Annotated in this window: 8 protein-coding genes and 1 pseudogene; 2 read left to right on the top strand and 7 right to left on the bottom strand. The window is 60.3% G+C overall.

From position 1 onward, the window contains the following. Nucleotides 1–20: 20 nt before the first annotated feature. Entirely contained in the window at nt 21–485 is a 465-nt protein-coding gene (locus DYST_RS09660) for a pilin (RefSeq protein ID WP_239951567.1), read from the bottom strand. A gap of 346 nt (nt 486–831) precedes the next feature. Further along, entirely contained in the window at nt 832–2448 is a 1617-nt protein-coding gene (locus tag DYST_RS09655; protein ID WP_239951565.1) for an ArnT family glycosyltransferase, read from the bottom strand. Here DYST_RS09655 and DYST_RS09650 point away from each other — a divergent pair. Continuing rightward, a complete protein-coding gene (locus DYST_RS09650) occupies nt 2447–4519 on the top strand; it encodes an alpha/beta hydrolase family protein (protein WP_239951563.1) in 2073 nt (690 codons plus the stop codon). The genes DYST_RS09655 and DYST_RS09650 overlap by 2 nt on opposite strands. A gap of 61 nt (nt 4520–4580) precedes the next feature. On the opposite strand, the gene DYST_RS09645 is transcribed toward DYST_RS09650, so the two are convergent. After that, nucleotides 4581–5579 (bottom strand): tetratricopeptide repeat protein, encoded by a 999-nt coding sequence (locus tag DYST_RS09645; RefSeq protein ID WP_239951561.1) that lies wholly within the window; start codon nt 5577–5579, stop codon nt 4581–4583. A gap of 702 nt (nt 5580–6281) precedes the next feature. Further along, a complete protein-coding gene (locus tag DYST_RS09640; RefSeq protein ID WP_239951559.1) occupies nt 6282–7310 on the bottom strand; it encodes a magnesium and cobalt transport protein CorA in 1029 nt (342 codons plus the stop codon). A 131-nt stretch (nt 7311–7441) separates the two neighbouring features. Between DYST_RS09640 and DYST_RS09635 the strand changes: the two genes are divergently transcribed. After that, on the top strand, nt 7442–9412 hold the full coding sequence (locus tag DYST_RS09635) for an acyltransferase family protein (protein WP_239951558.1): 1971 nt from the start codon (nt 7442–7444) through the stop codon (nt 9410–9412). Nucleotides 9413–9463: 51 nt separating this feature from the next. Here DYST_RS09635 and DYST_RS09630 read toward each other — a convergent pair whose 3' ends face one another. The 3 genes and pseudogenes from DYST_RS09630 to DYST_RS09620 form a co-directional block, all read right to left on the bottom strand. Then, complete coding sequence (locus tag DYST_RS09630; protein WP_239951556.1) at nt 9464–10714, bottom strand: DUF4105 domain-containing protein; 1251 nt, start codon at nt 10712–10714, stop codon at nt 9464–9466. A gap of 20 nt (nt 10715–10734) precedes the next feature. Continuing rightward, nucleotides 10735–11584, bottom strand: a pseudogene (locus DYST_RS09625) (HlyC/CorC family transporter). Nucleotides 11585–11738: 154 nt separating this feature from the next. Continuing rightward, entirely contained in the window at nt 11739–12995 is a 1257-nt protein-coding gene (locus tag DYST_RS09620; RefSeq protein ID WP_239951555.1) for a hypothetical protein, read from the bottom strand.

The raw sequence follows: 12995 nt of genomic DNA, 5'->3' as shown, positions 1-12995 counted from the left end.
GATAGCTATCTGCGGACGGATTACTTGCCCTGGCAGACCTGGGGCATGTACTTGCCGAGGATGGTGGTGCTTGCGCAGGCCCAGGTGACGGCGCCGCCGTTGCCGACCTGGCCAGTGATCGCGACAGTCTCGCCGATGAGCGGGGAGGACACCGAGCCGGCGGTCGACTTGAAGGTAACCGTGACGATGCAAGCCTGGGTTGCGCCGGAGCCCGAGCCGCTAAGCGAGGCCTGCTGCACGTACTTGCCGCTGTAGCTGGCAGCCGTAACGAAGCCCGTGGTGCTGTTGGTGGGGCAGATGCCGGTCTGGTTGTAGTACTCCACGATCGGCGTCTTCAGGCCGTCAGCAATGGTCTGCGACTCGGAGAACTGGGACTTGGTGATGTAGTTCTGGTACTGCGGGATGGCGATGGCGGCCAGGATCGCGATGATCGCCACGACGATCATCAGTTCGATCAGGGTAAAGCCCTTCTGCACGTTCTTCATGGTGGTTCCTCTGTTTTGGTTAGCTAACCGGTAGTGCCCCCTGAGCCCCGGTCCCGATTCCCCCTAGGCGGGAACGGACCCCCTTACTGCGGTCTGGAACGACCAGGAAGCTCCCGACATCCGCAGCACGTTACATGCCACGGATGCCTTTTGGCGGTGACCCACAATGTTGCGGGTGTGAGGATTGTGCATACGGTCACGAGACCGGGCAACCTCACAAAGCTGACGTTCTTGCAGGATTGTCGAGCCCGTCTCGGTGCGAATGTGCCGCTTGCTCGTGAAGGGCAAAAAGTGACGTTGCGCGTCAGTGCGTTCTGAGACCCCCGTCTCGAAGTGCTCTGGAGGGTCACATCGTGGTTGGATCGTCGGTAGCCGTTCTCGACCAATTTGACAGTCCGGCTCGTCGGTTTCGGGCCGCGCGCCAGCAGAGACATTGCCTCACGGCTTCGACAGCGAGTATGAGTTCGATGCCCCGGAACGGGATGGAGTAGCGAGGTTCGGCCTGTAGCAGGGAGTAGACGACAGTGACGTAGACCGCAAGAACGGCGACGGCCAGCGATAGTGGTGAGCGCCCCCGCTCTTTCATCCACACCAGTAGCACGCCCGCCAGTGCCAGGCACATGATCAATGGATTGAGCACCCAGCACAGCGCAACAAGTGCTTTGAGTATCGGTTGTTCGTTGAGCAGAGAGTGGAGCGCTGCATACTGATAGATATTTCCCTGGCCCATGCGGATGGCCCAGTCCCATAAGAGTGCGGGTTTGCTCGCGTACCATCCGAGATAACGTAGCGGGTGCTCTCCCATCCTGGCGGATACAAGCGCCATGCCAGCGGATCGGGACGTCATCGCGACATCGTATTCGTGCTGGATGGAGCCCTGAACGCGTTGGGCATTCGGGTCACCCTCGATGCTGGCGATATAGCTTGCGTGGTACTCCGGCCAGGAACCCTGTATCGCATTCAACAGGGCACGTCCCGAAGAGCTTTCGGCGGGCGGCAACTGTGCATTGCGCACGCCCCATGCAATCGGCAGCAGCAGCGAGGCGATGGCCAGTGCGAGCGCCATGGAGCGTGTGAAGTTGCCCCGCCACCAGAAGATGCTCGCCAAGATCGCCGCAAACGGAATCATGACGGCGTTGGTCAGCGCGGCGATACCGAAGGCGATGCCGCAGCCGACCATGATCGGCAAGCTGTTCCGCGTAGCGGTTCTTTGCAGCAAAAAAAGCCCCAAGGCAACCCAAAAGGCAGTCGCTGTCTCGGACAGCAGATAGCCAGTGAACGTGATGCTGTGAGGCCAGATAGCCATCAACAGACCCGCGACTACGGCGCCCTTCATGCCTAGCCAGGGTCGCGCTGCTGCCATCAGCAGTGCGACTGTCAGTGCGCCCAGCAGCCCCTGGAACAGAAGGACGTGGTGATACCAAGGGCTGAAGTCGTCGGAGACAAGCATCAGCGCAGCGAGAAGGCTGGGATACCCGGGATCCCGAAAGCTGTCGGGTACCACGTTCGCGCTACCGGGGGCGTTCTTCGAGAACACCCCGTGGTGGACCAGATTCCAGGCATAGGAAACGTACTGGCCCGCGTCGCCTCGAAGGGGGCCATCGACCTCCATGCGTGACAGATAAGCCCAGCGTAGCCCAAGGGCCAAAAGGGTGACGCCAATCCATGCGATCAGCCAGTAGCGCCGCGCGTTGGCGGTTGTAGACGTGCTCATCCTTGTCCCCTTGAAGCCGTTACGCTGAATCAGCCAACCCGGGAGGGTTGATGGTGGCTGGGAGATACTAGCACCTGGGATTTTCTCGTTTTTTTGTGAGATCGAGGCGATCTCATCACGACATTGGACGCTGCCATCGGCCGGATGCGCGTGAACTCGATGGGTTTGCCGGGTACTTTCGGCGTGCTTGCGCTGCGGGGCGTGGGCTCTTAACGTCAATGTTTTCGCAACACTCAGGAACCTACCCATGAAACCCCTGTTTGTCGCGCTGGCGCTTGCGCTGGCCGGTACTTCTGCTGTGGCGGCCGAGGTCGAAAACCATGGCACCCATCCTTTCGGTATCCGCGATCTGGTGATGATGGATCGCGTCGGCGATCCGCAGCTCTCGCCCGATGGCCACCTGGTGCTCTATACCGTGCGCGCCACCGACTACGCCGCGAACAAGGGCATCACCTCTATCTATGTGCTTGATCTCGCCAAGGGCGGCTCGCCGATCAAGCTGGTGGAGAAGGCCTCTTCGCCGCGTTGGGCGCCCGATGGCTCGGCGATCTACTACGTAGCCGAGAAGGACGGTGTGTCACAGCTCTGGCGTCGCCCGCTAGGTATATCAGCCACCGCCACGCAGGTGACGCATACGCCGATCGACGTCGACAGCTACAAGCTCTCGCCGGATGGCAAGAAGGCACTGCTCACCTTTGGCGTGTTCACCGACTGCGCCGATCTTGCCTGTACCAAGGAGCGTTTGGACGGCCGCGAGAAAGACAAGGCCTCGGGCACAGTTTACGACAAGCTCTTCGTGCGCCACTGGGATACGTGGGCCGATGGCCGGCGCGCCCAGCTCTTCATCGCGGACATGGATGCCCCGTCCGAACAGCCGGTGCTGCTCACGCGTGGCATCGACGGTGACGTGCCGAGCAAGCCGTTCGGCGACGACGGCGAATTCAGCTTCTCGCCGGACGGCAAGACGGTGTACTTCGATGTGCGGATTGCAGGCAACAGCGAGCCGTGGTCGACCAACTTTGACGTTTACAGTGTGCCGGCGGATGGTTCGGCAGCACCGCGCAACCTGACAGCGGACAACCCGGCTTGGGATGCGTTCCCGGTGCCATCGCCGGATGGCAAGACGCTGTACTACCTGGCCATGAAGGTGCCGGTGTCCGAAGCTGACCGCTTCCGCATCATGGCGCTGGATCTTGCCAGCGGCCAGAAGCACGAAGTAGCGCCCAATTGGGATCGCTCTGCAGGCGGCATGCAGGTTTCGGCGGACGGCAAGACGCTTTATGTGACTGCCGACGACAATGGCCAGCATCCTCTGTTCGCCGTGGACGCTGTCAGCGGCAAAGTCACCACGCTCGTCACCAATGGCGAAGTGGGTGCCTACTCCTTAGGTAAGTCGTCGTTGCTGGTGCAGCGTGACGATCTGAAGCGTTCGGCTGATCTCTACACGGCTGACCTGCAGGGCAAGGGCCTCAAGCAGGTGACGCATTACAACGTCGAGCGCCTCAAGAAGACGCAGATGGGTGAGCCCGAGTTCTTCACGTTCAAGGGCTGGAACAACGAAACCGTGCAGGGCTACGTGGTTAAGCCAGTCGGTTACAAGTCCGGCAAGAAGTATCCGGTCGCCTTCATCATCCATGGCGGCCCGCAGGGCGCCATGAACAATGCGTGGAGCTATCGCTGGAACCCGCAGACTTACGCGGGCCAGGGCTTCGCCGTGGTCACCATTAACTTCCATGGTTCAACCGGTTACGGCCAGGCGTTCACCGATTCGATCTCGGGTGACTGGGGTGGCAAGCCGTTGGAAGACCTCAAGGCCGGCTGGAGCGCCGCGCTGTCCAAGTACGGCTTCCTCGATGGCGATCGCGCCTGCGCACTGGGCGCCAGCTACGGTGGCTATATGATTTACTGGATCGCTGGCGTGTGGAACCAGCCGTGGAAGTGTCTGGTCGATCATGACGGCGTGTTCGATGCGCGCGCCATGTACTACGACACCGAAGAGCTGTGGTTCGAGGAACGCGAGAACGGCGGCACGCAGTACGAGCACCCCGAGAACTACGAGAAGTTCAACCCCGTCAACCACGTCAAGGATTGGCGCGTACCAATGTTGGTCGTTCACTCGGCCAAGGATTTCCGCATCCCCGATACACAGGGCCTTGGCGCATTCACTGCGCTGCAGCGTCGCGGCATTCCCAGCAAACTGCTGCATTTCCCCGACGAGAATCATTGGGTGCTCAAGCCGCAGAACAGCGTGCAGTGGCATGAGACGGTGAATGCGTGGCTGAAGGAGTGGACGGCGGAAGGTTCGTCTTCGGCTCATTGATCCGGACTTGCTAATCTACGGTCGTGACAAAGGAGTGGCGGACGCTGGTCGCCACTCCTTTTTATTGGTTAGCTTGCGTTGCTCGGTTCCTCAGCGATAGAACCAGGTTCAGCGCGTTTATTGTTTCGGCGTCCTGAGGTGCCAGTGACAATGCAGCGTGGAGGATGTTTTCCGCATCCTCCAGGCTGCCTTGTTGAGCAAGCATTTCACCCGTCAGCAGGTAGTAAGTATGAAGCGTGTCTTTGTTCTTCGCGATAGAGGGCGAATGACGGACACGCTCGAGTGCAATGGCGGCCCCGGTGGGCTCGTGCTGAAAGATCGCCAGTTCTGCGATTTTGAGCATACATTCGTCGCAGGAGGACGAGTCAGCTAGCACTTTGTCGCCAAGCTTGTGGGCAGCAGAGTAATCCTTGTTCCTTATATAGGTCGAAAGAAGATTGAACTTGGCATCGGCGTCATGCGGATTGGATGAAAGCGCCCATCGCCATAGAGTTTCATCGTTTGTCCAATTCGGAAGCAGGGTGCGTATACCGATGATCGAAAAGGTCAGCCAGAAGAACATGACGATGACGATCAGGGATTTCGCAACGCTTCCATGTTTGGCCCGCTTCAGCCATGCAGGCCGGCGCATAAGGGGAAGCATGGCGCACATGATGGCTAGCGACAGAGCGGCATAGCGTTCGTGATAAAGGCTCTTATCGAATGCCACTGGGATGATGTGAAGAACGGGAAGCAACGCTGCTGTAGCGCCGACAATGATGGCGCCGGTCGGCGATTTGTGTCGGAGGGTGAAATACAGCCCGCTTCCGACAATGACAAACGCCACGGCAATGACCAGCAGGTCGGCAGGGGAAGGTGTTCCCTGGAATACCTGCGGGATATAGGGGTGAATAGGCCCCATGCCGGAGACCGGCCAGAGGATGATCTTCACATAGCGAAGATAGACGGTGCTGATTTCCCAAAGATGGTCTGAGGGTGTAGCGGATATCGATTGGAAATTCGTTGTAACTGTGCCGAGCGCCCAGGACCGAAAAATCAGGTAGCCGATGCCCGCAAGCATGATCCCTGAGATAGGTGAGCCAGTTGCGTCGAATGACGGTCTCGACGCTTGCGACAAAGCGCTGTCCCGCTCCGCCTGAGAACAGGATCCAATCGAACAAGACCAGCAGAAGTGGAAGCGAAAAGGCTGCCTCTTTCGTGCATGCGGCGAGAAAGAAGGTCAGCGCGACTGTGCCTGCGCGTAGTCCGGGGTGCTGGATGTCAAGATTTGCGATCAGGCTGAGAAGGACAAGCACTATCAATACAAGTTCGAACTGGCACCCGATCCACGCGACGGTCTCGATAAGCGCTGGATGTAGGCCGTAAATTGCCATGCAAAGCGGAACGAGCCACGTCCGGCGCGTTGCGTTCATGCCAGATAGCGTGGCGCAGCGCCACGCTAGAACTCCAACCAAGGTTATGCCGATCAGGTGCAGGGCAAGCGATACAGCATGCATAGGTCCGGGCAGGTCATGGAACAGTCGAACCTGCAGGGTAAAGAAGCCTACAACGAGCGGCCTAAAGTAGTACGCCCAGTTGTTGAAGTCGCGCAGGATGTAATGCTTCCACTGATCACCCTGGGTCAACCAAGGTGTATCGTGAAAGCTCAGCCAATCATCCCACACGAAATTGAAGTGGATGACAGGCCCATAGAGGAGGCTGGTCACTAGCAAGGTGATGGCGGCTAGCCCATAGGTCAGTCGGTGCCGCGTATTCGTTAGACTCACAACCACTTCGCCCGCTTGAGAACGTAATAAATACTGGCCACCAATGTAGTCACCACGCCGATGATTACTGGGTAAGCCCATGGCTCAGCCAGTTCGGGCATATGCGTGAAGTTCATGCCGTACCAGCTGGTGATCAGAGTAGGGGCGGCCAACATGGCTGCGTAGCCGGCCAGTCGTTTCATCACCTCGTTCTGGCCGAAGGTGACCAGGGATAGGTTTACGTTGATGGCGGCGGCGAGCATTTCGCGCATGGCGCTGATCGATTCGTTGACGCGGAATACGTGGTCGTATACGTCGCGAAAATAGGCGCGCAGTTCGTCAGGAATGAGTTGCGGGTGCTGGCGTACCAACTGGCTGATGATGTCCTGCATAGGGGCCACCGCTAGCCGCAACGTCATCAGGTCACGCTGCATGTCGTACAGACGACGAATGGTGCTGCGCTTGAAGGTGTCGGAGAAGATGTCTTTCTCCAGCTCCTGCAGCTCTTCGCGGAAGTCGCGCACGATGGGGAGCAGGTTGTCGACAATGAAGTCGAGCACGCCATACAGACCGTAGGCGGGGCCGAGTGCCAGGAGTTCGGGCGTATGCTCGCAGTTACGTCGGGCTGGAGCGTAGGACAGCGACGCGCCGTGGCGTACTGTGACCAGATAGCGGGGCCCCAGAAAAACGTGCGTCTCGCCGAAGGCGATATGCCCGCCGACAAGCTGTGCAGTCTGCACGACGACAAAGAGCGAATCACCATAGGCTTCGATCTTGGTGCGTTGGTGGGCGTGCTGGGCATCCTCGATCGCAAGATCATGAAGATCGAACTCTTCCTGGAGCTTCTGCAGCAAGGTCTCGTCCGGCTCGTGCAGCCCCACCCACACGAAGGTGTCGGGTTCTTTAAGCACTTCGCTGATGTCATCGAGGCTGGTGTCGCCGATGCGCTGCCCATCGAAGCGATAAGCCACGCAGTTGACGACCATGGGGTCTGCGGGGGTGGACGATGTCGAGGGAAGGGCATGAGGGGCGGTCATGGTGTTCATGATGGCCTTGTCGGAAGCCTGGGGGCAATTGAAAAGTGCGGACCGATTTTTGGCAGAGTGCCTCTTTTGGGCAGAGTGCGTCGCCCTATCGGTACTATTCGATACTGAATGGGGGAGAGGATGACGTTTTCATGAAGTCGGATGAATATCGGCTGGGCTATCGCGGCGATATAGAAGGCCTGCGGGCGGTCGCAGTACTGCTTGTTATAGGAGCACATGCTGGCGTTCCATGGCTCTCCGGCGGATTTGTCGGGGTGGACGTGTTTTTCGTCCTATCCGGCTTCCTGATCACCGGCCTGCTTTTGCGCGAGCTGACGGATACTGCCCGAATCGATTTTATGGGCTTCTATCTCAGGCGACTTCGGCGCTTGATGCCGGCATTGATTCTGATGGTCGTGCTGGTATCGCTTGCTGCGATGCTCCTGCTGGGGCCGAGCGAACAGCTGCAGCAAGCCAATACCGCGGCGGTGGCGGCCCTTTGGATGAGCAACGTGTCTTTCGCTCTGACGCAGGCAGACTACTTCGCCCCTGGGTCGGAGAATAATCTGTTCTTGCACACGTGGTCGCTGGGTGTTGAGGAGCAGTTTTATCTGATATGGCCAGCACTGCTTCTGTGGTCGTTGGGGCATCGGCGGTCGGGACTTCACGTCGCGAGGTTGAAGGGCGTCATGCTCGCGATTCTTGCGCTCAGCCTGGGCGCAAGTATTTTCTTGACGCCACGTTATCCGCAGTGGGCCTTTTACATGATGCCCGTGCGTGCTTGGGAATTCGCCGCCGGGGCGCTGATCTGGCTCTATTTCGGAAGTAAGCGCGCAGGCGAGTCGACCGAAGGAAAGGCCTCTGTCTCAAGCGTCCTGCATTGGCTCGGCTGGCTTGGCTTAGGGATGATTGCGGGTGCAGCAGTCAGCTACGGGCAGACATCCTATCCAGGGTGGCGCGCCGTGCTTCCGGTACTTGGAGCGACATTCGTGATTGCAGCCGGATGGAGCAGCAGCATGAGCGGCGTGTCGCGTGTTCTCTCGTTGCCATGGTTGCAGGCCATTGGGCGCGTTTCTTACGCTTGGTATTTGTGGCACTGGCCTGTCCTCGTCCTCGGTCATGCCGTGACGGGGAGTCGTGCTCCATGGGTGCGAGTCGTTGAAGTGCTTTTGTCGCTGGGGCTTGCCGTAGCCTCGTATCGACTTGTCGAGACGCCAGTTCGCCATCAATCTATTTGGCTCACTCGCCGGCGTCTCGCCTTGTTCGGAGCTCTTGGTGTCACTGTCGTGGTCTGTTCGCTGTCCATGCACTGGTTCTACATGGCAGTAGAGCAGAGCGATAGCCCTGCTGTGCGGCGCTACACCCAAGCGCGTTTCGATGGGCCATCCATCTATAGGCAGGGTTGCGACGACTGGTACCACAGTGATCGGGTGCGGTTGTGTAAGTTCGGACCAGATGACGCAGCGCACACACTCGTACTTATGGGTGACAGTATCGCTGGGCAATGGTTTCCCGCGTTGTCGCAGATAGCATCAAAGCCAGGTTGGCGGCTGATTGTTGTCACCAAGTCTGCTTGCCCGATGGTCGATGAGCCCATTTTCTACGCACGCATTGGCCGCGAGTACACGGAGTGCGAAAGGTGGCGACATCAAGCCGTAGAGCAGCTGGCGTCCATGCATCCCGATATTGTTGTACTCAGTACGGGCGTTGTTGCCGGACGGTCGTTTTCGCAAGTGCAATGGACGGATGGCATGGCTCGTACCCTGGAAGCACTAGGTGCCGGGGTAGGAAAAATCTATCTGTTGCGTAGCACTCCGCACGTTGATTTCGACGGACCCGGCTGCCTTGCCTCTCATTCGGATCGACCGAAATGGTTAGGCACCCCACTGGATTGCGAAACTGCGGCTAACGATGCATATGAACTGCAGGTCTATCTGTGGTTGCAGCAGGCGGCCAAGCGTTTTCCTAATGCCCAGACCATCGACATGAATGACCTGGTTTGCCCGGGTCAACGGTGCAGTGCCGAGCAGAATGGTCAGGTGGTGTTTCGCGATGAGCAGCACCTGACGGCCGGTTTCGCCGCATCGTTGGGTCCGGCGATGTCTGCTCGGCTCGGGCTATAGCGGTTTGCGAGCGTCTTGCAGGAGAGTGCCCCGAGCATGGTGCTCTATTGTTCAGGACGGAAAGAATGCTGCCGGTTGCTGTCGGCGGGTGATCCACGCGATCGCAAGCCAAATCGGCAGTGCGAACAGTAGCCAAGGCTGGTTTTGTTGCACCACACCCGGCAGAAGATGCATCAGGCAGGCGGCCAGTACGGCTAGCAGTTGCAGGGCAATCAGTCCGTTGGCCACGCGCGAAACGGCGAGGTGCTTGCGGGAGCGCCACAGCGCGGGCAGCAGGAAGAAAGCCAGTGGGTTGAACAGCAGCAGGTTGGCGTTAGCCCACGCCGAATGGTGTGTGGTGAGCGTCCAGAGAATCAGCAGCGTTACGCCGACGAAACCGGCCAGTACCAGATAGACACTGCCCAGCAGGGCGTAGACGATCGGTGCGAAGCGGCGGGTGGCGAGCAGTAGGGCAGCGAAGACAAGGCCGGCCAGAGCTAGCGGCAGGCGAAGGTCGGGAGCCGTGGTTGGCGGTGGAACGAGGCGGTTCGGTGAGAGTTCCTGCTCGTCCAGCACTAGCGGTTGCGCTTTCCCTTCGAGGCCAGTCACGGTGACGTGGCTGATCTCGTGTTGCAAGACTTCTGGCAGGAAGCTCTCCTGCCAGGCATTGAGCGGCTGGTCAGAATAAGGGCCAAGGCCGAGATCGAGGATCAGCATTAGCCAGGCCTGCTGGCTCATCAGGCGTGCTGTCTGCTGGCGGAATGTCATGCCGCCCGGGCGCGCTTCGAGCTGCGGCTTCAGAGTGCCGCCGAGTGCCTTATCCAGCGCGTCACGCACGCGTGTGGCGCAATTTCGGACGTAGTAGTCGTACTCGTAGCGCACGTTTTCCGGCTGCAGATTCCACAGCAGGTAGTCGCGCAGGTCGGCCGCCTGTGCCGGCGTGAAGGCGAGGTGCTGGCGCGTTACCGAGCGTCCGACGTCGACGTAGTAGTGCTGGTCGACGTCCGAGGGTGCGGCGTCCATCAGGTAGTGCATCTGGCCGCGTGCAAAATTCAGCAGGAAGCCGCTCTCATCGAAGTCGAACACGCCGTAGTTGAAGGTGACGGCTTCACCGCTCACGGTGTCGCGCAACTCGATGGCGTCGTGCCCAAAGCGCTCCCAGTAGGTGTCGCCCGGTCCGTAGGTGATCAGCGACACTTCCAGATTGCTGCCGGGCGCATTGGCCACGCCTGCACGGGCGTGCGATGGCCAGAGCAGCGCGCAACACACGACTAAGCCGACGAAACCGCTGATGAAGCGGCGCACGATCGATGCCGCCGGCATCCTGCCCCGATGGTGCACGATCAACCGTCCTTGAGGCGTGTTACGCGGAAGGCCTGCACGCGCCGGTCGTCCGCTTCGGTAACGTGGAATTGGTAGCCGCCGATGGTGATTTCCTCACCCACTTCAGGCAGATGGCCAAATTCGGAGGTACACATGCCGCCGACCGTGTCGAACTCTTCATCGGAAAAGTTGGCGCCGGTCTGTTCATTGAAGTCGGCGATAGGGGTGAGCGCGCTGACGGCCCAGCCGCCGTCCGACTGCTCGTGCATCAGCGTGGGTTCTTCCTCGTCGTCGTGCTCGTCATCGATCTCGCCGACGATCTGCTCAAGCACGTCTTCGATGGTGATCAGGCCGGCGACGCCACCGTACTCGTCGACCACCAGCGCCATGTGGTTGCGTGTATGGCGGAACTCCGCCAGCAGCACGTTCAGGCGCATGGATTCGGGAATGAGCACGGCCGGGCGCAGCACGCTGGCGACGTCGAAATGGTCGCCATTGCCGACGAAGCGAAGCAGGTCCTTGGCTGAGGAGGATGCCGAGGATGTCGTCCTTGTCTTCGCCGTGTACGGGGAAACGCGAGTGGCCGGATTCGACGACGGTGTCGAGAATCTCGCTCAGCGGTGCCTCGGCGGAGAGCATCACGATCTGCGTGCGCGGGATCATGACGTCGTCCACGCTCAGCTCGGTGACCTTGATGGCACCCTCGACCATGGTCAGGGTGTCAGGGGACATCAGGCCGTTGGCCTGGGCGGTGCGCAGCTCGTCGATGAGCTCCTTCCGGTTGCGCGGCTCGCCGGAAAACATGTGGCCCAGTCGATCCCACCAACTGCGGTGGGCCGGGCCGCTGGTACTGCCAGGGTCCTCGTTCATTACTCGTGTAGATGCTGCCCGATACCGGGCGGAACCGTCAGTCTCAGCCGAAAATTCGTGACGATTCAGGAACAAGGAGCGGGAGGGGCGAAGCCGGGACCGGGCCGGGGGCGCTAGGCAACCCGCTCCTGCGGGTAGTGGGCTCGTGGCTGGCTCATCGCGCCTGTTCCGTGGGGTTGATGGCTTGCCCGGTGAGCGGGTTCCAACCTTTGGCAGCCAGGGCGGTCCACGCGGTCGCACCGAGGTGCGGCTGGTGGTAGTAGAAGAAGTCGGCGTAAGTAGAGGTGGGGCCGATCGCGAAGTCAGTGGCGATGCGCGCCTGTGGCGTCGCGTAGAGCATGCCGCCAGCGCTGCGTTGGGCTAGGAGCAACCGCCACAACGTGTCGGGCACGGGTTTTCCGCTGGCGAGCAAGGCAGTGGCGACTTGGGCCGTTCCTTCTGTCCACACGCCGTCGGGGTGGCGCCGATAGCCGTAGCCGTCACCACTGCGATGCTGCGATTCGACCCACGACCACACCTGGTTCCATTCGACGGGGTGCGGGTTGAAGGCAAGCAGCGGCCAGACTTGTGCATCGAGGCCCGACTTATCGCGGGAGAGTGTCCTGCCGTCGTCCAGCGTACCGACCAGGAAGCGGCGCTGTTCCGGGTCCCACATCGACTTCACGAAGTCACCCGCTGTCTTGGCTTGTTGGGCCAGCGCGGCATCGCGGGTGTAGCGCCCCGCCCAGGTAGCGGCGGCATAGACGTCCAGGTTGTGTTCCGTGGCCTTCCAGTGCTGTTGGCGCTGCGCGTTGTCGTAGCCGAACAAGCCGCCTTCGTAGGCGGGTGGCGCGCTACCGAGCGTATGCGCCTGGATCCAGCGTAACTGGGAGATGGCGCCGTCGAGATAGCGCTTATCGTGGGTGCTGTCGTACACGGTAAGCATCAGCAGGGCGGCCCAGGCGGCATTGCCCGTGGCGGTGCCTACTTGATAGGGATCCTGGCTCCAGTAATTGCCCTGGCTTTGCCAGTAGCCGGGGAGCTCGACTTTCCCGCTACCTATCGAACCAGCGCGATAAGCGTTGCGCAGTCGCCCGTCGTTGAAGGTTGGGTCGTGCGATGCCGCAAGCAGCAGTGCGTTGGCGATGCGACGGGCCTGAGCCTGGTCGCCACAGGCAGTGAGTGCGATGCCCGCGAGGGCGTTGTCGTAGACGAATGCCACGTTTTCCAGCGCGCGAACCGAACCCGGTGGCAGGTCCGGATAGCTAGGCAGAAGCATCGGCCCATCGCCCGGCACAGATGCGGCCGCTGCATGCATGGCACTACATGTCGCCTGGGCTAGTGTCTGCCGAAGGGCGTCGGTCGACAGCGCGGGCGGGGAGGCGATCGCGGCCAGCAGAAGTCCCATGGCGAGCAGAAGACGTCGTTGCAT

Source organism: Dyella terrae (genome assembly GCF_022394535.1).
Classification (GTDB): Bacteria; Pseudomonadota; Gammaproteobacteria; order Xanthomonadales; family Rhodanobacteraceae; genus Dyella.
The sequence above is the reverse complement of the archived record's forward strand: the minus strand, read 5'-3'. Positions and strand labels throughout refer to the sequence as shown.

Bases quoted from the DNA above. Each gene is read 5' to 3' on its own strand.
- DYST_RS09655 (WP_239951565.1), bottom strand. From the start codon at position 2,448: ATGGGTAGGTTCCTGAGTGTTGCGAAAACATTGACGTTAAGAGCCCAC.
- DYST_RS09640 (WP_239951559.1), bottom strand. From the start codon at position 7,310: ATGAACACCATGACCGCCCCTCATGCCCTTCCCTCGACATCGTCCACC.
- DYST_RS09650 (WP_239951563.1), top strand. From the start codon at position 2,447: ATGAAACCCCTGTTTGTCGCGCTGGCGCTTGCGCTGGCCGGTACTTCT.
- DYST_RS09660 (WP_239951567.1), bottom strand. From the start codon at position 485: ATGAAGAACGTGCAGAAGGGCTTTACCCTGATCGAACTGATGATCGTC.
- DYST_RS09620 (WP_239951555.1), bottom strand. From the start codon at position 12,995: ATGCAACGACGTCTTCTGCTCGCCATGGGACTTCTGCTGGCCGCGATC.
- DYST_RS09645 (WP_239951561.1), bottom strand. From the start codon at position 5,579: ATGCTTGCGGGCATCGGCTACCTGATTTTTCGGTCCTGGGCGCTCGGC.
- DYST_RS09635 (WP_239951558.1), top strand. From the start codon at position 7,442: ATGAAGTCGGATGAATATCGGCTGGGCTATCGCGGCGATATAGAAGGC.
- DYST_RS09630 (WP_239951556.1), bottom strand. From the start codon at position 10,714: ATGCCGGCGGCATCGATCGTGCGCCGCTTCATCAGCGGTTTCGTCGGC.